Source organism: Acinetobacter chinensis (assembly GCF_002165375.2).
GTDB classification, from domain to species: Bacteria; Pseudomonadota; Gammaproteobacteria; order Pseudomonadales; family Moraxellaceae; genus Acinetobacter; species Acinetobacter chinensis.
Genome location: NZ_CP032134.1, coordinates 3,225,350 through 3,248,031 on the forward strand (window position 1 = coordinate 3,225,350; position 22,682 = coordinate 3,248,031).

Sequence of the window (22,682 nt, forward strand, 5' to 3'; positions counted from 1 at the left end):
CTTATAAATACGCTTTTAGTTGTTCAAACAAGTGGGACCACCTCTTTATGTTCACATTTTAGGTAAATCTTCTAAAGTTATAGCATTTTCTGGAACAATTTTTGGATTTTCTTTAAATTGAAGCCACTTGTTTTTCATCCAGTGTTCAACTTTATCCTTACCTAAAATTGCAAGTAAATTGTTCAATAAATCGAATTTTGCTGTCTTATTAAAATGATAGACAATTACTCGTACATTTCGATCCATATCATCATTTAAGCTAAATAAATCATGTATATAATCTTTATCTGAAACATCTAATGAATGCCCCCAAATATAGAAATTTAAATCCAAATTTATATTATTTCCTGTATACCCCATTTTCATAAATCTTGCTTTTATATCACTTAATGCATTAGCACTCATTAATTGAAGATCTTCATCAAATTTGCGCTTTGTATCTTCTATGTTTTTTTTGTATTCATCTAAAAATAAGTAATCTGTATCTTTAAAAAGTTTTTGGTGATACTTCGTAAAACCATAAGCTTTTATCTTTTTTAAAGACTCATCTTCTAAATCGGATACACCTAAAACAATATTTTGATATTCACCATGACTTCCATGTAAATACTCAACTTCTACTGAATCATGAATACGTTGATAGGTATTTGTATAATTAAATGAATATATTTTATCAGGATATACAAACTCTTTAGCCTCTATATCCAACATAGAAGCTGGGTTCAGTTGACTAATTACTAATTCTAAATATAAATCAAAAATAACTATAAACTGTTCTAATTGTTGTTGTAGAAAATCTAAAAAACTTAAAGGATTTAATCCATTTTCTAAATTACCTCCGTAACAGAATCTTGGATTAATATTTGGACGGCTCCCTTTTACAGTTTTCCCACCTGCTACCGCCATTAATACATATTCCTCAGCCTCCCATAAACCAAAACAATCCAAAATATGAAAAATTTTCTCTTTAATTCTGAATTGTTCTTTTGACTTCCATGTGAGATATGAGTGAACATCTGAAGTATTATTTATTTTTTCAAGATCAGCTATGCATTGTGCTGTAGCAACAATTACCGATTCAATTTTTTGCTCAAAATCGATCCATGTTTTGATCTCTTCAACATGTTTTTTAAAATATTGATACCAACTATTTAATTCCAAACGATACTGTAATTTGAATACATCTTTTGCAGAGAGATTAATTTGCTCAGTTAAATAAAACTCTTTCGTTTTCGCTATAAAATAAGATTCCCTTGTCTTAGAAAAAAGCTCATCAAAATTCATCGCATAATCTGGGTCAATCTGATCTTTTCTCTTTTCAAAAATTTTGTCTATTTCGTTGACCCACTCTTCAACTGAATGAATAGATAAATCCTTTACTTTTTCTCCAGTATTCTTTTCTTCAATTGCCCTCATTACATCCATAAAATGGTCATACTTCGTCGGCAAATAGTGCGAAAGATCAAAACCATTGCCGACAATTAAAATATTCATTTATTGTTATTCCCAAATAAAAAAGCGCATCAACCGATACGCTATTTATAAGGATTTATCTTTTTATTTCAACAACAAATCAAACAATCATCAAGGACATTTTGCTGTCTGGAAAGACTTGGTGTTTTTACCACGGTAGCACTGATACGACTTCTGCGTATCTGACAGTTTCCAGTCTCCATTGACCTGCTTAAAACTGTAAACAGAACGGCTTGCACGTACAGAGTCATCCAGCAAACCTGCCTGAACCACAGTCACCTGTGCAGCAGTTGGTGCTTCCACCCGGTTAAACACCTGACGGATTTCAATACTGTGTGTCGCCTGTTTCAACTCAGGTTCCGCTTTCAGCACCTGTTCAAGTGGTGTATCTGAAGACCCGACACTGGACATAAGTTTCTGCGTCGTTGCACAACCACTCAGCAGCAGAACTGCGCAGACTGCTGAAACTGAAAATTTAAATAACATACAGGTTTCCCCCAATAAAAAAGGCATAGATCAATGATGCTATGCCTTTACAGATTACACTACTGGAACTGTGTAGCGTAAAAAGTCCTGTTATAGATCAAACAGTTTACCAGGGTTCATAATACCGTTTGGATCGAACACTTTTTTCAGTGCTTTCATATATTCGATTTCTTCTGCAGAACGGGTATAACCCAGGTATGGTTTTTTCGTCATCCCTACACCGTGTTCAGCAGAAATTGAACCGTCATATTTTTTCACGATCTCAAATACGTATTTATTTACAACCTTACATTTATCAAAGAATTCATCTTTAGACAGATTTTCAGGTTTTAAAATATTTAAGTGTAAATTACCGTCACCAATATGACCGAACCAGCAGATTTCAAAGTCTGGATAGTTCTGCTCCACGATTGCATCAATTTCTTTAATAAATGCAGGAACATGCGTAATTAATACTGAAATATCATTTTTATATGGTGTAAATGGTGCAATCGTTTCAGAAATGTCTTCACGTAAACGCCATAAGCTCTGAACCTGTTCAAGACTCTGACTCATTACACCGTCAAGTACCCAGCCCTGTTCCATGCAGTGCTCGAAGATTTCCATCGCAGCATCCATGATCGGTTCATACGGTGCTTCAAATTCAAGCAGAACGTAGAATGGGCACTGAGTTTCAAATGGACGCTGTACATGACCACGGTCAAGTACTTTCTGCATTGCCAGTTCGCCAAAGAATTCAAATGCAGTCAGATCAATTTTTTTCTGGAATGCATGCAGTACAGGCATAATCGAATCAAAGTCCTGAACACCCAGTACCAGCACCTGTAAATCATGTGGCTGACGTTCAAGTTTAATTTCTGCTTCAGTCACCAGACCCAGTGTGCCTTCGCCACCAATAAACAGGTGCTGCATGGCATAGCCGGTTGCATTTTTAATCATGCCTTTGTTCAGACGCAGAACATCGCCTTTACCGGTCACAACAGTCAGACCAAGCACCCAGTTACGGGTCATGCCATATTTGATGACTTTAATACCGCCAGCATTGGTACCGATATTACCGCCAATCTGCGATGAACCTGAAGATGCAAAATCCACTGGATAATACATACCCTGTTCTTCTGCATAGTTCTGAAGCTGTTCAGTCACGACACCTGCCTGCACACGAACCATACGGTCAGCGGGGAAAAACTCCAGAATCTGGTTCATTTTGTCCATGCTGATCACGATTTCGCCATTGGCAGCAACAGCACCCGCAGATAAACCTGTACGACCACCAGACGGTGTGATTGCAACGTTAAACTGATTTGCCAGCTTTACGACTTCCTGAACCTGTGCAGTACTGGAAGGAAAAACGATGACTGATGGGTTCGGATCAAAATGTTTGGTATGATCCCGTCCCCAGTTTTCCAGGCTGTCCGCATCAGTTTTAATACGGTTTTCACCTACAATAGCTGTCAATTGGGTCAATAACTCTGGGGTTAAAGCGACTGGAGCATTCATCGTTTTTCAGACCTGGTAAGAAATAATTTAAGTGTTGCATGAACGGAGTTCTGTATTTTCACATAGCTTCAAAAGCGATGTAAAATCAGATATTTCCACAGAAAAAATCATTTTTTCTGTTCTGTATGGCTGCATTTTACCTGTATCTAAGCACAGTATAAAGTACAGACCCGATATACATTATCCACAGTCTGTGTATAGCACCCTGAATTTTTCAGACTTTCATGCCTGTTCAATGCCAAAGCATGCGGTTCAGCAGTTAAATTCAGCAAAAAGATGAAAAAATATCCATAAGTACAGTCACAATGGAAATATCTATAGACCAGTGTCTATGGTATCATACTGCGACTAAATTTGGCCTTTGTAGCGGAGCCGTAATGAGCCAACATCTTTCACTACCAAAAGATAAAATTCGTTTCTTGTTGTTGGAAGGCGTTCACCAGAATGCAATCGACACGTTAAATGCAGCTGGATATACCAATATCGATTCCCGTAAAACTGCGCTTGAGGGTGAAGCGCTGAAAGAAGCGGTTAAAGATGCACACTTCATTGGTATTCGATCCCGTACACAATTAACTGAAGAAATCTTTGAAGCTGCGAATAAACTGATCGCAGTGGGTTGTTTCTGTATCGGAACCAACCAAGTGAATTTAAATGCAGCCATGATTCGTGGTATTCCTGTATTTAACGCACCTTATTCAAATACTCGTTCGGTTGCAGAACTTGTACTTGCTGAAACTATTCTTTTACTTCGTGGCGTACCTGCTAAGTCTGCTTCCACTCACCGTGGTGGCTGGAACAAATCGGCAGTGGGTTCATTTGAAACCCGTGGTAAAACTTTAGGTATCGTAGGTTACGGCTCAATCGGTTCTCAACTTTCAGTTTTAGCTGAAAGCCTGGGTATGCACGTTATTTATTATGATGCAGTGACTAAACTTCCAATGGGTAATGCACGCCAGGTGGGTTCACTTGATGAATTACTTGCAAATGCAGACGTTGTAAGCCTGCATGTTCCTGATGTTCCTTCAACTAAAAACTTCTTTGCAAAAGAACAGTTTGCAAAAATGAAAGAAGGTTCAATCTTCCTGAACGCTGCACGTGGTACATGTGTTGTGATCGAAGATTTAGCAGATGCGATCAAATCAGGTCATATCGCGGGTGCAGCTGTAGACGTATTCCCGAAAGAACCTAAAGCAAACGGTGAAGAATTTATCTCTCCACTTCGTGGCTTAGACAACGTGATCTTAACTCCTCACGTGGGTGGTTCGACCATGGAAGCGCAAGCGAACATCGGTCTGGAAGTTGCTGAGAAATTTGTTGCTTACTCTGATAAAGGTATGACTTTATCTGCTGTAAACTTCCCGGAAATTGCACTTCCACTGACTGAAGGTAAACACCGTTTACTGCACATTCATAAAAACGTGCCAGGCGTTCTGTCAAAAATCAATAACCTGTTTGCTGAACACGGCATCAACATCTCTGGTCAGTCTTTAATGACTAAAGGTGATGTGGGTTACCTGGTGATGGACGTTGATGCAACTGCATCTCAGGAAGCGCTTGATACACTTCATGAAGTTGAAGGCACAATCCGCGTTCGTGTATTGTTCTAAGACAGTTTGATGTTAAAAAACCACAGGTCATTGCCTGTGGTTTTTTTATGTTTAAATCATGATTCACTGAAATAGACCTATTGCTTAAGTCCTTAAGTAATCAATATAAAATTAACATTGAAAGTTCCTTCTCCCTTTGGGATGAGGAGTGAAACTCCGCAAGAGGATGAGGGTATTCTTTAAATCAAACCTCTCCCTAACCCTCTCCTATGATGAGAGGGAACTTCCATTGTGAATTTATTAGGATTCAAAATAGCTGATGTAAGAGCTCTAATATTCTTCTTATTGTTCAGGTATTCGAACTCAATTTAGTTTATCTTAGACCCATGCCCGATTTAAAAAATACCCCTTATCTGCAAGCTTTAATTCTGCTGTTCATTGCGATGATCAGTATGCAAAGCAGTGGTGCGCTCGCTAAAATCCTGTTTGATCAGTTCCCTGTGCTGACGATTTCCGCGATGCGTTTACTGCTCGGATCATTAATCCTGGCTGTCATTTTTAAAATCTGGCAGGCTGATTTTAAACAGGTGAAATGGAAAGCGATCGCCACCTACGGCATCGCTCTGGCAGGGATGAATGCCCTGTTCTATTTATCCATTTCACGGATTCCTTTAGGCATTGCAGTCGCCTTTGAATTTATCGGTCCACTCAGTGTAGCGTTATTCCATGCACGTCAGAAGTTCGATTTTATCTGGGTTGGACTGGCAATCTTAGGACTGGTTTTACTTTTTCCTTTCAAGCAAGCCTCACAAAGTTTAGACCCGATCGGGATTGCTTTTGCACTGGGTGCAGGTGCATGCTGGGCACTGTATATTATTGCAGGGCAACGCCCCTCAGGTGTTTCAGGTAACCATACAGTGTGTTTAGGCATGTTTATTGGCATGTTGTGCCTGATGCCAATCGCCTTATTTACAGGTATGCCGCTGCATGTTTTCGAACCATCGAACCTGATTTATTTTATTGCTTTAGCTGTATTAGCCAGTGCCTTACCTTTCTCTTTAGAAATGATTGCACTCAGAAATTTATCTGCTTTGAGTTTTGGGACATTGATGAGCCTGGAACCTGCAATTGCTGCCTTTTCAGGATTTATCTTTTTAGGCGAACAACTGCTCTGGACTCAATGGCTTGCACTTGCAACGATTATCAGTGCATCCATTGGCTGTACTGTAACAACGCAGAAAGCCAGAAACAGTCATAAAAAAACCACTCCTTAGAGTGGTTTTAATTCATCTGAAACGGTTTTAAGTCGGCATCTGGCAGAAGTATTCTGGATTATCAGATGGAATCCCATTATTAAACAGATAGACTACAAATTGCTGCGGATCATCCCGCTTAAATCCTTCCGTACCATTTGCATACCCACAGAATGTACCTTGCAACATTGAACCAGTAACTCTGAAATTGGTAATTTTTCCTTCCTCCAACCATTCAAAACCTGCAAACTGGTTTGGAAGTCTGACTAATTTTTTCTCATTAAATGGAACTGTAAATCTAAGCTCCGTTTCCTGCCCAAAATCATTTGTTCCAACACTTACATTCACATTACATGGTTTGCCAACCAAGTCTGGATGAGCTGTTTCATAAATACACTGTATATAAAAACTGAGACCTTTATCCGCAGCAACAACTTCTTTATCATCCAGAACGATTTTCACATCAGCTTTAGGTCCCGAAACCTTACTTCCCCTGTAACGAACCCACTGATCACCCTCAAGGGTAATCGCTGAATATGCAAGCCAGACCAATGTATTATTAGAAGATTTAAGACCTGTCAGAACATTCACACCTTCTTCCGGTGCTGTAAACTCGGCATTTTTCTCATCGCCATTTACCGTCGTAGTAAATTTACCACTGCAAGCGACAGGCGTACCGTTTTTAAGCGTACAGGAAACTTTATTACTGGTTGCAGGTGTCCCCAGATCAATCACCACATTTTTATCGCCAGGCAACTGAGATGTTACCGATCCGATTAATGTCCCTGTTGTATCCTTTGCAGTCCAGTAAATAGTACCTTCCGTTGGCATATTGACAATATCCACCCCTTCGGCAGGAATTGAACTGGTTTTTGTTAAACCTGAACCGTCTTTCAGCTCAACTTTCGCGGTAATATGACACGGGACATAAGTCGCTGCTGACTTACATTTCACATTGACCTCACCAGGGTTTTCAAATTTGAAGTCCCAGTTCCACGTGGAAAAGTGCGTTACGGTTGCATGTACAGCAAGCCCCGTTGGCGAGGTTACTGAGCTGATTACTGTACCTGGTGTTCCTTCTTCCTTCCATTTTCCTGTTTTCGGGTCGAAGTACCACATTGGAATGGATGTACCCACCGTCATCGCCTGATTATTAATACTGGTCAGAGGTAAATCCATCTGAATATCAGCACTTACACCCTGCTTTAACTGTAATTTCTGACCGGCGCTGTTTGTGAATGTTGCGGTAATCATCCCTGCACTGATCAGTAATGCCGGATTGCCCTGAGCATCTACTGCAACACCGTTGGCTGGCATAGCATTCAGATCACTGCCGGTAATATCCCACGGGGTAAATTCAACAGTCACCTGACCTGTCGCTGCCTGAGTTGTACCTTCAATCACAAAAGCGTTTGCAGGAATACTGATCTGTGCATTCATAAACGCAGCCTGAATCACCTGCTCATCTTCAATTTTAGCCACAGTCAGTGTCTGTTTAACCGGTAATAAATTTGCCGTTAACTGAGCGAGATCTTCAACTTTCAGCTCAACAGACTGAGTAATAAAGCCTGCTTTTTTAAAGGTGACGATGACTGATTTTGCCGATTGAGGAATCCTGACTGTCGAAATAATCTTACCGTTTGCATCAGTTTTTAATATCTGCCCAGCAATACTGATTTCAGCACCTTCAAGCGCAGTACCTGTAGCTGTCTGTACCAGTGCTGAAACAGCTTTGGAAACAGTCGCTTCTTCTGTAGCAGAGTTATTCTGTGAATTACTGTCACTGTCTGAACCTCCGCAGCCCGCCAGTGATGCCCCAAGCATACAGACCAAACTGATCTGCTTAAATTTAATTGATAAATCAATCATTATTATTGTCCCCAGTTTTAATGTGCGCAAAAACGCACGCTTATTATTATGTTTTTGAATTTCAATAACAAATTAGAATTATTTTTACCGTGATTAATATATTATCTATAAATGAGATAGCATTTCCCATTTTTTCATAACATCTATTATTTCCAGATTCACTGTTATAATTCACTGACTCATTTCAGAAAATACACCGCCTGCGGCTGTCAGTGTGCATCATGCCAAATACTCAAATTACTGCTGTGTTTTACATGGTTATGTCCATGATTGCATACCAGATCAGTGCATCATTTGCCAAACAACTGTTTGAAGTACTCGACCCACTTACAGTAGTGACCTTAAGGCTCTGTTTTGCATCCATTCTGATTTTCCTGATGTTCCGATCCTGGAAAATCATTAAGCGTCTGCCCTATTTAAAATGGAAAGATCTTCTGTTTTACAGTGGCTCTGTCTGCCTGATGAATGTTCTGTTTTATGCCTCCTTAGGAAAATTACCTCAGGGAATTGCCGTTGGACTGGAGTTCTTAGGGCCATTAACCCTTGCTTTTTTATCCATAAAACAGAAAAGCGACTATATATGGGTATTTCTTGCCGTCATGGGCATTGCGCTGATGATCCCGTGGCAGGATGCAACCGCACATAATTTTTCATGGCTCGGTGCTGCTTTTGCAATTGGTGCCGGTGTCTGCTGGGCATTCTATATTTATTTTGGGCAGAAAGTGGTTCGCCAGAATATCGGTATGCATGCCCTGACCATTGCCATTGTGCTGTCTGCGATGGTGATGCTTCCAGTCAGTGCTGTACATAACCCAGAGGCACTTTTACAGACGCAGTACTGGAAACAGGCACTGATGATTGCACTGCTGGCAACTGCCATCCCTTATGCACTGGATCTGATGGCACTGAAACAGCTGAGTAAGCTCAGTTATGGAACTTTATCCAGTCTTTCCCCTGCTATTGGTGCCGTCACAGGAATGATCCTGCTCAAAGAGCACATTACTTTTTATCAGTGTATTGCGCTGGTCTGCATTATGGCAGCATCGATTGGAGTGACGTTCAGGGCTAAACCTGAACCCACCCAGTAAGCAGATTGCTGTTATTTCAGGCATAAAAAAAGATGGTTAAAACCATCTTTTTTTTCATTTTAGAGAATCTCTCATCTCAGGCTGAGAAAAACATCTGATAGCTGAGTCGGACTATCAGCACAGACACCAGTATCAGAAACAGAATACGGATAAAACCACTGCCGTATTTCAGTGCCAGTTTTACACCGACCACAGAGCCGAGCATATTGGCAACCGCCATAATACATCCCACGGTCAGCAGCACATGCCCCGAAGGAATAAAAAAGCTCAGTGCTGCCAGGTTGGTCATGACATTTCCAATTTTGGCCAGCGCGGCAGCGTGCAGGAAATCCACCCTTAAGTAGCGGATAAAATAAAAGATAAAGAAGCTGCCCGTTCCTGGTCCAAACAGCCCGTCATAGAAACCGATTGCAAGACTTCCTGCTCCCGCCAGCAGTAAAATTTTAGGCGTGATGCTCTGAGGGGTATGAATCTGACCAAACTGTTTTTTCATTAATGTATAAACAGCCATAACTATCAGCATGATCAGGACAAAAGGCTGAAGTACACTTTTGGGAATCATGGCAACACTGGCTGCACCCAGAAATGCACTGACCATGGCACAGATACCCACCACGATCAGCAGCTTCCATTCAAACCGCACTTTTCTGGAAAAAGACCAGGCTGAGGTTGCTGTACCAACCACTGCTGCCAGTTTATTGGTTCCAAACAGGGTGGCTGGTGCAAGCTGAGGATATGCACCCATCAGTGCCGGAATCTGAATTAATCCGCCACCACCCACAGCCGCATCAATGGTGCCTGCACAGAATGCAAAAAAGATCAGGCTGAGAATAATCTCCATGTCCATACTGCCTCACCTCTTTTTATCATTCATTCAAAAATAAAAATTATAGGTTCAAAACCCGTTTTGGTACCAGCCGTTTTTTGTCAGTAATTTCAGCAAGTCCGAGACACTTTTCACCATCAAACACCAGCACCTGTTCCTGTGCCGCATGATCAATATTGCTTTCCATACCACGGCAGAAAAACTCTGCACGCCCTTCTGGAACCTGAATTTTCAGAAAATGATCCACCGGCGCATAAACAGGCAACAGCAGCGCATCACGCTCTGCTTCATCCAGGCTTTCCAGATATTCAATGGTGTACTCCTGAATCAACTCAAAATGCCCGGTCTGAATGCGGTGCAGATATGTGAGATGACCAAACGTACCCAGTGCCTGTGCAATATCTTCACCAAGTACACGGATATAGGTTCCTTTTGAACAGGTCACATCCAGGCTGATACTGTTTTCTGTAAAGCCGAGCAGCTGAATGGATTCAATTGTGATCGGTCGGGCTTCACGCTCAATTTCAATTCCCTTTCGCGCAAGCTCATATAAAGGACGACCATCTTTTTTCAGTGCCGAATACATCGGTGGAACCTGTGAAATATCACCTGTAAATGCATTCAGTACCGCCTGAATTTTTTCTTCAGTCAGTTCTTCAACTGCTTTTTCCTGAAATTTTTCACCTTCAACATCACCTGTGGTGGTGCTGTGCCCCAGATAAACTGTGGTCTGATAGCGTTTGGTGGATTCCAGCAGATAATGAGAAAACTTGGTTGCTTCTCCCAGACAGACAGGTAAAAGACCAGAAGCCAGTGGATCAAGCGCACCGGTATGTCCTGCTTTCTGTGCTCTGAACAACCAGCGAACCCGTTGCAGTGCTGCATTGGAGCTAATACCTAAAGGTTTGTTCAGTAAAAAAACACCACTGAGATGGCGGCGCTGGATACGGGATGAAGATTGTTTCATATAAAAAGCTGACAGAATCGGACTGTGCAATGGTAACAATGTGCCTGCTGTATTTACAACTTTTCGCTAACAGCTCTGATAATTTATGGCATATTTAAAAGCGCTGAATTCAAACAATAAAAACATCCCACAGGTATGCAGGAATGCAAAAAAATAAATTATGGATATTACTGATCATTGCTGTCATTGCAACGGGCGCTCTGATCTACTGGCTGGCACCATCATCATCAACAGGGACAGAGCAGAACAGTCCCCCTTCCGAACAGAATCTGCTTCAGCAGACTGAAGAACAGGCTGCTTCTTCTGCACAGACCGATCCTTTCAGCAGTAAAAGCCAGCAGGACACTGAGGTGAACTGTCAGATGCAGCTCGATGCGGGCAACAGGCTGATTGTAAATGAGCAAACGCGGGACTGTTTTGAATATTTCATTACCCAGATGGGTGAAAAAAATATGGATCAGATCCAGCAGAGTTTCAAAGCATATATAGAAAAAAGCTACAAAGAACCTGCCCTGGGGCAGATTATTGATTTGTGGAACCGTTATCTGCAATACAGACAGCAGCTGGGTACGCTCAAATCCCCAGGCGGCAGCCAGGAAGAACCTGGATACTATGCTGCAATCTTCAATGATATGAAAAATCTGAGAAAGCAGTTCTTTTCAGCTTATGAAATTGAAGGTCTGTTTGGTACTGAAGATATTTATAATGACTACACCATTGAGCGCATGAAAGTTCTGGCAGATAAAAAACTGTCCGAATCGGAAAAAGCCAAAAAACTGAAAGCACTTTTTGATGATTTACCCGAGGACTGGAAAGAAAACCTGGAACAGCTGAATAAACTGGAAGATCTGCGCAAACTGACTGCCGACATTAAAGCCCGTGGGGGATCAGCTGAAGAACTGCATCAGATGCGCACCAGTCTGGTCGGAGCTGAAGCCACTGCCCGACTGGAAACACTGGATGTTCAGCGGGGTCAGTGGAAAAATAATATCAACAGTTACCTCAGTGAAAGAGACAGTATCCTGAACAGTGGTATGAGCGACTCTGCCAAACAGCAAGCGATTGACCAGTTACGTACACAACGCTTCAGCTCAAAGCAGGATCAGCTGCGTGCTGAAACTTTTGAAAGCGTCCATGATCAGGGGCAAAGATTACCCTTTGCGGATTAACTCACTCACCATTTTCATCTGATTGAAACCACCCGGTCCAGGCTGTGGTGGTTTTTTCATGATTATTCCAACTGTGTCACTAAAGGACATTTGTATATTTTTTATTCAGATGCAGTTCGCTGTTCTGATTACTTTTTTTGTTTTCTGTTGTCCTGAAATGATATGGCATCAATCTTTTTTAGTGGAAAAATGCTTGAGCAACAAAACAAAAACAAAATGAATGCGACGAAACAGTGAAATGGAAACTGCCTGCTTTTTCATCGCTATCGCTCAGTTCAGCTGAACGCTGAATGTAATAACAACAATGTATAAAAAAGGATCATTTATCATGAATTCCAGTCTAAGGAAAAATGCTGTCCTGTTATCTCTGATGACCGCAGCAAGTATCGGACTCAGCTCAACTGTACAGGCAGCTCCGGCTGTATTGCAGATCAAGGAAACAGCTAAATCTGATTATTCCCGTACCAAATATCCCATCATCATGACCCACGGCTGGTTAGGCTGGTCACGTATTGGCAACGAGAGTTTCAATATTGATTACTGGTATCAGATACTGCCCGACATGGCTCGCAATGGCGCGACCGTATTTGCAGCCCAGCTGTCTCCTGCCCATACCACTGAATTCCGTGGTGAACAGCTCATTGCCCAGGTCGAAGATGTGATTGCCATTACAGGGAAAAATAAAGTCAATCTGGTCGGGCATTCACACGGCGGTCCAACGGTTCGTTATGTTGCTGCGGTCAAACCTCAGTATGTTGCATCTGTAACCGGTGTCGGGGGGACATTCCGTGGTTCAAAAGTTGCCGATGATATTCAGAGCAACACAGGTTCCCGTACATTCTTTAATATTCTTGGGGATTATATTGTTGCACCCTTGATTTCATGGGCGCAGGGGCAAAAAGATATGCCTTTTGATTTTGATGGCTCTATGAAGTCTCTGACTGAAACTGAATCTGCAAATTTCAATAAACGCTTTCCGACCACAGCCCTGGCAGCAAACTGTAACAGCAGTGGTTCAAAAGTGGATCAGGGCATCTACTATTATTCCTGGGGTGGTACAGCTCAGACCACCAACCTGCTGGATATAGACACCATTTTAATGCAGCTGGGACCTTTATCTTATGGAAACAAAGACAATGACGGTATGGTTGCCCGCTGCAGTTCGCATATCGGTCAGGTCATCCGTGATAATTACAACTTAAACCACACCGATCTTGCCAATATGATGTTTGGGCTTAAGGGGCTGTTCGCTCCAGATCCTGTTGCCTTATTCAGACAGCATGCAAACCGCCTGAAACTTCAGGGACTCTGATACTGAAAACTCCCCGCCACCGTGCGGGGAATTTTATTTTAAAAATACCTGTTTCATTATTGTTTACATTTCCTTTAACCATTTGTCGAATAGTTCACAAAACATACAAATAAATTCCTATAATTTTTTTTGACATGTCCGATTGTCAGATAAAAACGAAAAGAACAATGAGGATTATATACAAATGAAATATGGATTATTAATGGCAGCCACACTCAGTGCAGCTGCTGTCACCAGCACACATGCCGTCACATCACCTCAGAAAATTGAGGCTTCCCGTGTCACTTCAAATTATGCTCAGACCAAATATCCCCTTGTTTTCAGCCACGGGATGTCTGGATTTATCCGTTTGGGCAATGATGCACTGGGACTGGATTACTGGTACCAGATTCTTCCCGACCTTACACGTAACGGTGCCAATGTATGGGCGACACGTGTCTCTCCTTTCAATTCTTCAGAAATCCGTGGTGAGCAGCTGGCTCAGCAGGTAGAGGAAGTGCTGGCACTGACGGGTGCTCCTAAAGTGAATCTGCTGGGGCATTCACACGGCGGACCAACCATCCGTTATGTTGCCGGAATCATGCCGGATAAGGTTGCTTCACTGACCGCAATTGGTTCACCAAATAAAGGTTCGCCCGTTGCTGATTTTATTTTAAATATCCGTGATGCCGCACCCGTACTGGAAAAGCCGCTGGTTACCATCGTCAATTTCCTTTCTCAGGCAATCGTCTGGGCTCAGGGACTGGATCCAAAAAGCTATCCGCATGACTCACTGGCGGGTGCCAACAGTCTGACTGCTGCTGGGTCTGCAAAATTCAATGCTAAATTTCCAATGGGTGTGCCGACCACAGCCTGTGGAGAAGGCGCATATAAAGAAAAAGGAATTTATTTTTATTCCTTTACGGGTAACACCCCTGTAACCAATTTACTCGATCCTGATTCTGCCATGCTGGCAACCAGTCTTATTATCAATAACAAAGGTGATAATGACGGTCTGGTTCCACGATGCAGCGCTCGGTTCGGAAAAACCATCCGTGATAATTATTACTGGAACCACCTGGATGAGGTCAATCAGGTACTGGGCTTACGTAATATTTTTGCACCAGATCCGGTTTCTGTTTACCGTCAGCAAGCCAACCGTCTGAAACTCCAGGGACTTTAAGTCCGGACATAAAAAATGCGCCCCTTGTGGCGCATTTTTTATTGCAGATCAGCGACTGTTCCAGCTGGAAGAAGCCGTTGGTGTACATGCCTGACCACCACCCTTATCTGAAGCTTTTTCCCAGCAGCGTTCACCACGGAAGTTCAGTACCAGATGTCCATCCATATACTGTCCCGCAGTCGTAACCGGTGTGGCTATCAGCACCCACTTCTCTGAGCCCAGTGTCGCTGTTTTTTCCAGTGTTCCTGCACTGTTGAGCCATCCCAGCTCGACGGTATACAGTACATCACCATTTACAGGATAATTTTCAGTGACTCCAAGGTCTGATGCAGAAGCACCTTGCACTTTAAAATTTGAAATTTTATATTTCTGAATCTGAGCAGCCATCTGCTGTAAACCAGTTTGCATTTCTGCACGATGTGTCTGTCGTACATATTCTCTGTAAGACGGATAGGCTATGGCAGCCAGTATTCCAATAATTGCCACAACAATCATCAGCTCAAGCAGTGTAAATCCTCTTATTCGGCTTACCATGTCTCAGCTCCCTTACAGTCTGAAGCAATGGAGCTGCCCTGCTTTTTACAGCGCAGCCCTGTATTTGAGAGCACATAACTGTCCATACCCGACTGATCAGATGCAACTGTTGCCCGAATAATCCAGCTTTGCCCTGATGCCTTATACAGATCATTACCATCTTTTTCATTGAGCTTAATGGAAAAATCAGCACCGTCTCTGACGTCAAACGTGTAGTGCGGCACGGTACCGACTGCCAGATCAAAACCCTGATAATTAAAATTACGGGATTTCCACCGCTCAAGTTCTGCCGCCAGCCGCTGAACTTCCTGCTGTGCCTGTGACATATGTGCCCGTTTGACATAAGCCTGATAACTGGGAACAGCAATTGCAGCAAATATAGCAAGAATGACAACCACTACCATGAGTTCAATCAGGGTAAAACCCTTCTGCAAAAATTTCATATGATTCTGCATCACTGGCTCCCTTATCTGAGTTTTTCATACCAGCGCTGTGGAATCAGGCACATCCGTGTCTGCTCACCCGTACTGGTTCCCCCACTGATGGTAATAGTCATACGCCCACCAGTGCTGATACAGTAGTTGGATGCACTGGTCTGATCTTCCTGAGAATTGCCACCGCCTGATCCGCCGCCTGATCCACCACCAGAGCCATTACCGTTTTTTTTGTCATTCCCCACAGTAATCGTGTGAATACCCGGTCCAATCATCGAATGCCCTCTGCCTGTCGGGTCATCTGCTGCACACTGACCATAAGGCAAACAGAAGGTCGTCATCAGACTCGCACCTTTCACACCTGCACCGCAGTCGCCAGACAGACCATCCTTACTGGCATCAAAAGTGGAAACAAACAGTTTTTTATTCAGTGCAACCGGCGTACCGAACACTTTTTCAGACTGTTTGGTGTAACTCTCACACTTACCAAAACCTTTCACACAGTCCTTAAACTCGTAATACCAGCCATTACTGCCTGCAGGGGCAACCAGGGTACTGTTATCCTGACGCGCTGCATCACTGATCAGGCGCAGACCATTGACATTGTCAGGTCGGATGTCTTTGGTGTTCCATGAACTGGCTGTGTACAGATCCTTACGGGCAACATCTTTATCATAAATATTATAGATCGCGTCAAAGCTGTAATTGTCATTTGCAAATAACGGCTTACTGCGGTTCCCGCTTCCCTGAGAAACAGCCGCAAAAATAGAACCATTATGGCTGTATAGAGAAAATGCTGGCATATCGTAAAAACGCGGGCTCTTGCCACCATCCAGATGCCCATTGAAAATACGCACTGGTTTTTTCACGATACTGCCCAGAACGCTCTGGCTGTTATCAAAATCGACTCTGAAGATCTGTCCACCCAGATCCCCAAAATAAATATGGTCCGTCAGATCATCACCATCACGATCCACACTACGGATTTCACTGACCACACTGTATTTCATTTCCGCATGGTTACTGCCAATTGTCCCACTGTCTGTAGCTGCACTGCTGTCCGAAGCATTGGCACTGCCCCACCACAGCAGTTGACCTGCTTTGATGGCATTACCATTTTTATCTTTGCTGTCATCGGCACTGAACATATACACACCAGCGCCTTTTTTATTGTCCTGGTTATAATCAGCATCTTCATAGCCCATATCATAACCACCACCAACAAACATTACCCGGGTACGTTTTCCACCCCAGTTCACAAATGCAATCGTTGGCTTGGACCAGCTTTGTCCCATATAGCTTAATGGTGTACCAGAACCTGCTGCATCCGGATTGATATGGAACTTCAGCTCAGGTTTATCCATATCCCGCAGGTCAAGCGCATAATAACTGCGACCACCCATACGCAGACCGCCATAGACCATCTGTACGCCCTGTGGTTCTTTTCCAGACTCACCTTTCCCTTTCCCAACAGTCAGATTACCACTGCCATCAATCACATATTCGGTATAAGCCGTCCACGGACCATCCACACCATAGAACAGTTTATTCAGACCACCACTGGTTGTTTCTGGTTTCAGGAAAGCATCACGCTGTTTTTCAACCATTTCATTAGGTACAAATGCAAATTTTTCTTTGCCTGTTTTTGCATCCACAACATGCAGTAAACCTTGAGTCGTACCAAACAGGACATAATCCTGCCTGTTTTCAGACTCCATGATTTTAGTTGTGGTATTGAATTTCAGCTTCCCTTTATTGGTCAGCAGAATTGGCTGAGAATGCATGACCGCACCGATCTGACGCTGTTCAGCAGCCTTAGTCAGATCGGTGGCATTTGGATTAGCTGCATCTACGGTATAACCAAGCAATGCCATCAGATAACCACGATTCTGATCATTTTTATAATCATTATCCGTCATATCCGAAGGCTTAACCTGACGCAAACTGAAGTCTGTATCGGGTCCAAACAAAGCAGTTGAACCTGAGCCACTTTGATACATACGATCTGTAAACAGTTTCCGCTGTACTTTACTTGTCAGATCAGCAGGTGTTTCGGTTCTGAGCGACAGCTGTGACCATGCTCCACCCTGTAAGGCAAATTTTGTACTGCCTGGTGTATTTGAATCCTGATCTTTTTTTGCAGGGTCGACTGCAAATGACCAATAGTCATAGTTATCAATGATCTTTCCTTTTTCATCAATAATCTTATTACCATCCTTACCTTTCAGAATGCCATTATCATCCACCAGATATTTTTTCATATTACCAACCCAGAGCCGGTAACTTTTATCTGGTGTTGGCTGGAACTGTTGATAATATGCATCATCCTGAAGTACAGCAGGATTCAGTGCATCTTTAGGAATCGTTGGTGAACCCGTAGTCACAGAAGGAATTTCTGTATTCAGGCTGTTAATGAAATTATTAACACTTTCCACAACATCCTGCGAACTTGAACCGGAGTACCAGCCACCACGTCCAATAATTCCCCAATAAGCAGCTTTCTGAACATTCGTCAGATCTGACTTCATGTTTCCATTACGATCTAAAAAAGGTGCCAGATTATCTTCATATGACTTATTCGGATCATATGAGTCCACATTGTTAAAATCATTACCGAAGCCGACCACAGCTGTCTTAAACTCAAGACTCATTGGATTTTTAGATGTATCAAGCAATGATTTTGTCAGGTTGTGCACACAATTATAAGAAGAACCATCACAACTGAAACTACCTCCTTTATATCCCAAAGCCGCTTTCATCAATGCCTGTGAATCACTGTCCTGCGTCGGATCACCATCAGTCAGAACATAAATACCCTGTCCGCTGCATTTTTTCACACCATCATCCTGGGTTAAAGATGAAGGCGGTACATAAAGAGTTCCCTGTGTATTTTTAGTCAGCTCACTTGAATATTTAAAACCACTTCCTGTAGTTTCCACATACAGATCACCCGTGTAGTAATAACACTTCTGGTTTGAACCACCACTGATTACAGAGCATGATCTTTCTTCCATACCATCTGTTGAAGGGTCGGAGTAATCCCACTCCCATGTATTACACTGACTTGAATCCCATGAATTATTATTTATACATTTCTGTGTATAACGACTTCCAGACCATGTAAATTTCACGTAGCGAATATAATTTTTGACACTTTTAACTTCTGAGGTCGTTCTCCCCATCAGATATGCCACAGTCTCTGCATAGGAGCGAGCAGTCGGTGTGTTCGTCCAGATACTGAAACCTTTAATAGTATCAATCAGGATCTGACGCTGTGTGGAATTCCCCACTTCCGCATCAAGACGTCTTGCAGGAACAAGTACCGCACCGGTATTCACAGAACTGTTTCCTGATGTCGCGCCCAGTGTTGAAAGTCCAATCACCTTATCATCACTGATCCGAGTAATACCTTTATCAGAGTTGCCATATAACAGATCCATCATACCGTCTTTAAGACGGGTAATTCTGTCATAGAAACGGACTTCCGAGCTGCTGTAATAGTAGGTATAACTCCCATCACGTTCAGGAGTGAGACTATTAATTTCTTTATTTTTATTGGTTGTGGCAGTTAACCAGTTACATTTATCATAGTCCGCCTGAGGATTCTGGCAAGTCTGATAGTACGTTGTCCGACCACTTTTATAAGAACGGAATTTATAAATACGGTCAGAACCTATTGCTCGACACCATGCACGCTGATAACTTGGACCACCTGTAATTGGGGATTCTGTTGCTCTGTCGCGCCCCAGATCTGAAACACCTGCGGGTAAATCACATGCATATCCTGATCTATCGCTGTTATAACGACTCATACTCCCCGAAATATCCAGCATAAACATCAGGGTAACCTGACCCGATTTAGCTTCCTGATAGATCTCAATATCACTTGCCTGTGTCACACTGCTGCTTAACACGACTGTACTCAGAGCAGCAATATTCACTGCCAGAACCTGCTTGCGCCAGTTATTTTTCATTTTTTCAGATATCTTTTTCATTCTTCCGCCCCTTAAACAAAGTCCTGTGCAATCACATACTCAGTAACACTGGACTGAAACGGCACACTCAATTTTTCAAGACAGCGCGTAACACTGTCCTCACTGTCACCTTCAGGACTGACGCCATCAGGAATGGTTGGATCATTCATATGAGAACTGAAGCAGGTATCTATTTTGCTGCTTTCAACTGTGGTCAGACCCGGCATAATGGATACTGCAAATACCTTGACCGGCTTACTGCGCTGCAGTTTTACAGTGTTGTCATCCGTCCCCAGAATCTGACCGTAAAAAGGATCATTCTGTGCTTCGGTACTGAATTTAACCGCAACCTGGGTCATGACAGCCTTGCGCCCACTGGTGAAAAAATTTTCGCTGACAGTACTGGTACTGCAATACCCATCTGTACCAAGACTGTTGTTTTTTGGAGATTTATCTGGAGCATTCCACGCCATAATGCTGGCACGGGAAATATCAAAAAATGGCGTTTTCAGCGTTGAATTATCTTTAGGTAAAACACCGCGATAGCAGAACACAAGTTCCTTGTCTTTATTTGCTGCCCCGTCTATATAACCAAAAATACCACTGCTGGACAGGCTCTGAATAATATTGTCTTCCTGCTCCACATTGAAAAATGCAGCATCGGAGTTCTGCAGCATCAGTTGCTGTGCCTGACTGTTGGTGGCAATATTCAGTCCGACCTGGCTTTGACGTATGGCCAGGGTACCTACAATGGTAATCGCCACCAGTAATACCAGCACAATAATCAGGGTCGCACCCGATTGATAATTTCTCATTGTGCTCCCCTTTCCCCAAACGTATTACGCAACGCCACAGTCTGTGTCACCACCTGTCTGACATATTTTACCTGCTGATTTTTTTCAGACTTCTTCACCACTACAGTCTGATCCAGCACAGTAAACTGCTGATCTGCCTTATAAACAGCATCGCTTCCGACCGTCTGTGCTGAGCGCATTAAAGCCCCAATCTGAACCGCCAGAATCCGTGGTCGGGTTCCTGCCTGTGTTGCCATATAATCTGCAACAGAAATATAGCGGAGCTGGTTTTCAGCCTGAACTTCCAGCAGAACTCTGAAATGATCCACACGTTTCATAATGATCTGCGGATCTTTATCGGCAAACTGTCCATAGGTTTTGCTGTCAAACCTGGAAATTTTTTCCGGTGAACCCGTCTCACTGTACCAGCCTGCCTCACAGGCTAAAGCCAGGGGTTCATTGGATTCATTCTGATCCACGGAATCATCCACCACCAGGAAATAGCGCTGTACAATCATCCGCAAAGGATTAACTGTTGTTCCAGACTTCACAGGGAATTCTATTTTCACCCCTTCACAGTCATAACCACCAAACCAGTTTTCGCCATCTTTGACATACTGAGGCTTATACTGCACCGTGAGCTGATCACTTTGCAGCACCGCACCTGCTTTACAGGTATTGGCTGCCTGAACATTGCTGTCCGTTGCAGCCACACAACTGACATTGGAAGTATGTAAAGCTGAGCTGGATAATAATTTCGTATCTGCAGTCACCCCTTTAATCGTCTTATAGAGATTGCTTAACGGCTCTGCGACTTCAGGTGCCGTCACTACAGTTTTAGTGGCATTGACAGATGAAGTCAGCACAATTCCGCCATGTGAAGTTTCGTCATTCATGGCAGATGAAAAGGTATTCAGATTGGATAACCGAATGTCTTTAGTAATCAGATTTAAACCAAAATTTGCATTATCCTGGAGATTTCCCATCCCTTTCTGTAAGGAATAGCTTTTCTGAGCGGTCAGAAAAAGTAACATTGCGGCTGCTGTCACCACGAGTCCCAGTGCAAGTGCAATCATCAGTTCAATCAGCGTAAAACCTTGCTGTGACTTCATCTCAGTACACCTCCATAATCAGGCAGGTCGATGATGGGTCATAAGCCGTACTGGTTGTGCAGTTCCCCTCACCATTGGCATCGCCATTGGTCGGTGCTGTATCACCCCATGCAATATAAATACAGCTGCGGTCATCTGAATTTCCCTGGCAGTTTTCCAGGTTGACAGACATTCCCCGTACAGCCGCTTTCAGAGTCAGTTGTGCCACATCAAAATCAGCCATTTCTGCTGCGCTGCACATTTCTTTGCTACAGATTTTTGATGATGTCTGCTGATCTGTTGCTTTTTTCAGTTCAGTTTTATAGGTTTCAATTGCCCCTCGGTTCACCCGAAGTCTTTCTGCAAAACCCCGCGCAAGATTGATTGCTTCCACCCGTGCACTGCTTTCTGAGGTCGCTTCCATCGCTCTGTATTGCAGTGCTGCAAACCCCATAATGCCCAATGCCAGAATCAGTAAAGACACCAGCACTTCAACCAGTCCTACCCCTTTTTGATTATTTAGCATCTTCATGAACACTCCCCATTGGTCACAGGCTGAATAAGCCCCATTCTGGAAATGCTGACGGTCATGGACTTTTTACCCTGCGCTTTATTACAGATCATGATGGCTGTATCGACAGTTGCACCTTTAACCGTACCGTTCATTTCAAAAGTAATGGGAGAAATATCCTTCTTCAGCACCGCCTTTGCTTCCGGCCCCCAAAGAAACAGCCTTTTTTCTTCCAGTGCTTTTTTCTGAGCAGCGTCTGCCTGAACGGACTGATATTTTTTATTTAATTCATTCTGAGAATGACAGAATTTCGACCTGAACATCACTTCTGATCAGTGTTGCCTGCGCTCTGGCCTGACTCAGTATGCCAACCAGGTTCTGTGTACTGCTGTTTAGCTGCTGCCGTTCCATCATGTCACCAAAAGAAGGGGCTGCCGCCATGACAATGATGGCAAGCACTGCAACTGTGACCATGAGTTCAATCAGCGTGAAGCCCTGATTTTGCTTAACTAACACCCCAAAATGCATTCAATCAATGCAAATAATAAAAATAACTAACAAATAAAAAATCAATTTACATGAACCTTAATGTTTTTTTGATAGTTTTTTAATCTCATTAATTTTATATATTTTTATTATATATAACAAATAAAAACAGGACGTCTGTATACTATAAGGGACTACATTGT

20 protein-coding genes are annotated in these 22,682 nt (G+C 42.9%); 6 read left to right on the top strand and 14 right to left on the bottom strand.

The window, feature by feature from the left end:
* Positions 1-51 precede the first annotated feature (51 nt).
* The 3 genes from CDG60_RS16355 to CDG60_RS16365 form a co-directional block, all read right to left on the bottom strand.
* Positions 52-1,494, bottom strand: coding sequence for an AbiH family protein (locus CDG60_RS16355; RefSeq protein WP_087512190.1), 1,443 nt, complete (start codon positions 1,492-1,494; stop codon positions 52-54).
* A gap of 90 nt (positions 1,495-1,584) precedes the next feature.
* Positions 1,585-1,959: a hypothetical protein gene (locus tag CDG60_RS16360; RefSeq protein ID WP_087512212.1), complete on the bottom strand. Its 375-nt coding sequence runs from the start codon at positions 1,957-1,959 to the stop codon at positions 1,585-1,587.
* Positions 1,960-2,049: 90 nt separating this feature from the next.
* Positions 2,050-3,459: a D-2-hydroxyglutarate dehydrogenase gene (locus CDG60_RS16365; protein ID WP_087512189.1), complete on the bottom strand. Its 1,410-nt coding sequence runs from the start codon at positions 3,457-3,459 to the stop codon at positions 2,050-2,052.
* Positions 3,460-3,836: 377 nt separating this feature from the next.
* On the opposite strand from CDG60_RS16365, the gene serA reads away from it, so the two are divergent.
* Entirely contained in the window at positions 3,837-5,069 is a 1,233-nt protein-coding gene (gene serA / locus CDG60_RS16375; protein ID WP_087512187.1) for a phosphoglycerate dehydrogenase, read from the top strand.
* A 326-nt stretch (positions 5,070-5,395) separates the two neighbouring features.
* Positions 5,396-6,283: an EamA family transporter gene (locus CDG60_RS16380; protein WP_087512186.1), complete on the top strand. Its 888-nt coding sequence runs from the start codon at positions 5,396-5,398 to the stop codon at positions 6,281-6,283.
* Between the two features lie 27 nt (positions 6,284-6,310).
* Here the strand turns inward: CDG60_RS16380 and CDG60_RS16385 are convergent, their stop codons facing one another.
* Positions 6,311-8,131, bottom strand: a complete 1,821-nt coding sequence (locus tag CDG60_RS16385) for a hypothetical protein (RefSeq protein ID WP_087512185.1) — start codon at positions 8,129-8,131, stop codon at positions 6,311-6,313.
* A 221-nt stretch (positions 8,132-8,352) separates the two neighbouring features.
* Between CDG60_RS16385 and CDG60_RS16390 the strand changes: the two genes are divergently transcribed.
* Positions 8,353-9,219, top strand: a complete 867-nt coding sequence (locus CDG60_RS16390; RefSeq protein ID WP_087512184.1) for an EamA family transporter — start codon at positions 8,353-8,355, stop codon at positions 9,217-9,219.
* Positions 9,220-9,295: 76 nt separating this feature from the next.
* Here CDG60_RS16390 and CDG60_RS16395 read toward each other — a convergent pair whose 3' ends face one another.
* Both CDG60_RS16395 and truB read right to left on the bottom strand, forming a co-directional pair.
* Positions 9,296-10,066 (bottom strand): sulfite exporter TauE/SafE family protein, encoded by a 771-nt coding sequence (locus CDG60_RS16395; protein WP_087512183.1) that lies wholly within the window; start codon positions 10,064-10,066, stop codon positions 9,296-9,298.
* Positions 10,067-10,106: 40 nt separating this feature from the next.
* On the bottom strand, positions 10,107-11,012 hold the full coding sequence (gene truB, locus CDG60_RS16400; RefSeq protein WP_087512211.1) for a tRNA pseudouridine(55) synthase TruB: 906 nt from the start codon (positions 11,010-11,012) through the stop codon (positions 10,107-10,109).
* 143 nt (positions 11,013-11,155) lie between these two features.
* On the opposite strand from truB, the gene CDG60_RS16405 reads away from it, so the two are divergent.
* The 3 genes from CDG60_RS16405 to CDG60_RS16415 all read left to right on the top strand — a co-directional run bounded on the left by CDG60_RS16405 (position 11,156) and on the right by CDG60_RS16415 (position 14,655).
* Entirely contained in the window at positions 11,156-12,181 is a 1,026-nt protein-coding gene (locus CDG60_RS16405) for a lipase secretion chaperone (RefSeq protein WP_087512182.1), read from the top strand.
* Positions 12,182-12,509: 328 nt separating this feature from the next.
* The gene (locus tag CDG60_RS16410) at positions 12,510-13,493 is read left to right on the top strand and encodes an esterase/lipase family protein (RefSeq protein WP_087512181.1); all 984 of its coding nucleotides are present in this window, start codon (positions 12,510-12,512) and stop codon (positions 13,491-13,493) included.
* A 184-nt stretch (positions 13,494-13,677) separates the two neighbouring features.
* Entirely contained in the window at positions 13,678-14,655 is a 978-nt protein-coding gene (locus CDG60_RS16415) for a lipase family alpha/beta hydrolase (protein ID WP_087512180.1), read from the top strand.
* A gap of 48 nt (positions 14,656-14,703) precedes the next feature.
* Here the strand turns inward: CDG60_RS16415 and CDG60_RS16420 are convergent, their stop codons facing one another.
* From CDG60_RS16420 to CDG60_RS18480, 8 genes are read right to left on the bottom strand one after another with little or no spacing between them, the layout of a single operon-like run.
* Positions 14,704-15,189: a type IV pilin protein gene (locus CDG60_RS16420; RefSeq protein WP_087512179.1), complete on the bottom strand. Its 486-nt coding sequence runs from the start codon at positions 15,187-15,189 to the stop codon at positions 14,704-14,706.
* Positions 15,183-15,644: a type IV pilin protein gene (locus tag CDG60_RS16425; RefSeq protein ID WP_319922611.1), complete on the bottom strand. Its 462-nt coding sequence runs from the start codon at positions 15,642-15,644 to the stop codon at positions 15,183-15,185. Before CDG60_RS16425 ends, CDG60_RS16420 begins: the two co-directional genes overlap by 7 nt.
* An 11-nt stretch (positions 15,645-15,655) precedes the next feature.
* Positions 15,656-19,618 carry a pilus assembly protein gene (locus CDG60_RS16430; RefSeq protein WP_087512178.1) on the bottom strand — a complete coding sequence of 1,321 codons (3,963 nt, stop codon included), beginning with the start codon at positions 19,616-19,618 and terminating at the stop codon, positions 15,656-15,658.
* Between the two features lie 11 nt (positions 19,619-19,629).
* Complete coding sequence (locus CDG60_RS16435) at positions 19,630-20,412, bottom strand: pilus assembly PilX family protein (protein WP_087512177.1); 783 nt, start codon at positions 20,410-20,412, stop codon at positions 19,630-19,632.
* Positions 20,409-21,503, bottom strand: a complete 1,095-nt coding sequence (locus CDG60_RS16440; protein WP_087512176.1) for a PilW family protein — start codon at positions 21,501-21,503, stop codon at positions 20,409-20,411. The genes CDG60_RS16435 and CDG60_RS16440 overlap by 4 nt, the downstream gene beginning before the upstream one ends.
* A gap of 1 nt (position 21,504) precedes the next feature.
* Positions 21,505-22,014 carry a type IV pilus modification protein PilV gene (gene pilV, locus CDG60_RS16445; protein WP_171405468.1) on the bottom strand — a complete coding sequence of 170 codons (510 nt, stop codon included), beginning with the start codon at positions 22,012-22,014 and terminating at the stop codon, positions 21,505-21,507.
* The gene (locus tag CDG60_RS18475) at positions 22,011-22,316 is read right to left on the bottom strand and encodes a hypothetical protein (RefSeq protein WP_227542893.1); all 306 of its coding nucleotides are present in this window, start codon (positions 22,314-22,316) and stop codon (positions 22,011-22,013) included. Before CDG60_RS18475 ends, pilV begins: the two co-directional genes overlap by 4 nt.
* Complete coding sequence (locus tag CDG60_RS18480) at positions 22,282-22,509, bottom strand: pilus assembly FimT family protein (RefSeq protein WP_227542894.1); 228 nt, start codon at positions 22,507-22,509, stop codon at positions 22,282-22,284. The genes CDG60_RS18475 and CDG60_RS18480 overlap by 35 nt, the downstream gene beginning before the upstream one ends.
* Positions 22,510-22,682: the final 173 nt, after the last annotated feature.

Coding starts and splice junctions, on each gene's coding strand:
- CDG60_RS16425 (WP_319922611.1), bottom strand. CDS start 15,644: ATGCAGAATCATATGAAATTTTTGCAGAAGGGTTTTACCCTGATTGAA.
- CDG60_RS16355 (WP_087512190.1), bottom strand. CDS start 1,494: ATGAATATTTTAATTGTCGGCAATGGTTTTGATCTTTCGCACTATTTG.
- CDG60_RS16380 (WP_087512186.1), top strand. CDS start 5,396: ATGCCCGATTTAAAAAATACCCCTTATCTGCAAGCTTTAATTCTGCTG.
- CDG60_RS16435 (WP_087512177.1), bottom strand. CDS start 20,412: ATGAGAAATTATCAATCGGGTGCGACCCTGATTATTGTGCTGGTATTA.
- CDG60_RS16385 (WP_087512185.1), bottom strand. CDS start 8,131: ATGATTGATTTATCAATTAAATTTAAGCAGATCAGTTTGGTCTGTATG.
- CDG60_RS16415 (WP_087512180.1), top strand. CDS start 13,678: ATGAAATATGGATTATTAATGGCAGCCACACTCAGTGCAGCTGCTGTC.
- CDG60_RS16420 (WP_087512179.1), bottom strand. CDS start 15,189: ATGGTAAGCCGAATAAGAGGATTTACACTGCTTGAGCTGATGATTGTT.
- CDG60_RS18475 (WP_227542893.1), bottom strand. CDS start 22,316: ATGTTCAGGTCGAAATTCTGTCATTCTCAGAATGAATTAAATAAAAAA.
- CDG60_RS16405 (WP_087512182.1), top strand. CDS start 11,156: ATGCAAAAAAATAAATTATGGATATTACTGATCATTGCTGTCATTGCA.
- CDG60_RS16430 (WP_087512178.1), bottom strand. CDS start 19,618: ATGAAAAAGATATCTGAAAAAATGAAAAATAACTGGCGCAAGCAGGTT.
- serA (WP_087512187.1), top strand. CDS start 3,837: ATGAGCCAACATCTTTCACTACCAAAAGATAAAATTCGTTTCTTGTTG.
- CDG60_RS16390 (WP_087512184.1), top strand. CDS start 8,353: ATGCCAAATACTCAAATTACTGCTGTGTTTTACATGGTTATGTCCATG.
- CDG60_RS16395 (WP_087512183.1), bottom strand. CDS start 10,066: ATGGACATGGAGATTATTCTCAGCCTGATCTTTTTTGCATTCTGTGCA.
- CDG60_RS16440 (WP_087512176.1), bottom strand. CDS start 21,503: ATGAAGTCACAGCAAGGTTTTACGCTGATTGAACTGATGATTGCACTT.
- CDG60_RS16410 (WP_087512181.1), top strand. CDS start 12,510: ATGAATTCCAGTCTAAGGAAAAATGCTGTCCTGTTATCTCTGATGACC.
- pilV (WP_171405468.1), bottom strand. CDS start 22,014: ATGAAGATGCTAAATAATCAAAAAGGGGTAGGACTGGTTGAAGTGCTG.
- CDG60_RS16365 (WP_087512189.1), bottom strand. CDS start 3,459: ATGAATGCTCCAGTCGCTTTAACCCCAGAGTTATTGACCCAATTGACA.
- CDG60_RS16360 (WP_087512212.1), bottom strand. CDS start 1,959: ATGTTATTTAAATTTTCAGTTTCAGCAGTCTGCGCAGTTCTGCTGCTG.
- truB (WP_087512211.1), bottom strand. CDS start 11,012: ATGAAACAATCTTCATCCCGTATCCAGCGCCGCCATCTCAGTGGTGTT.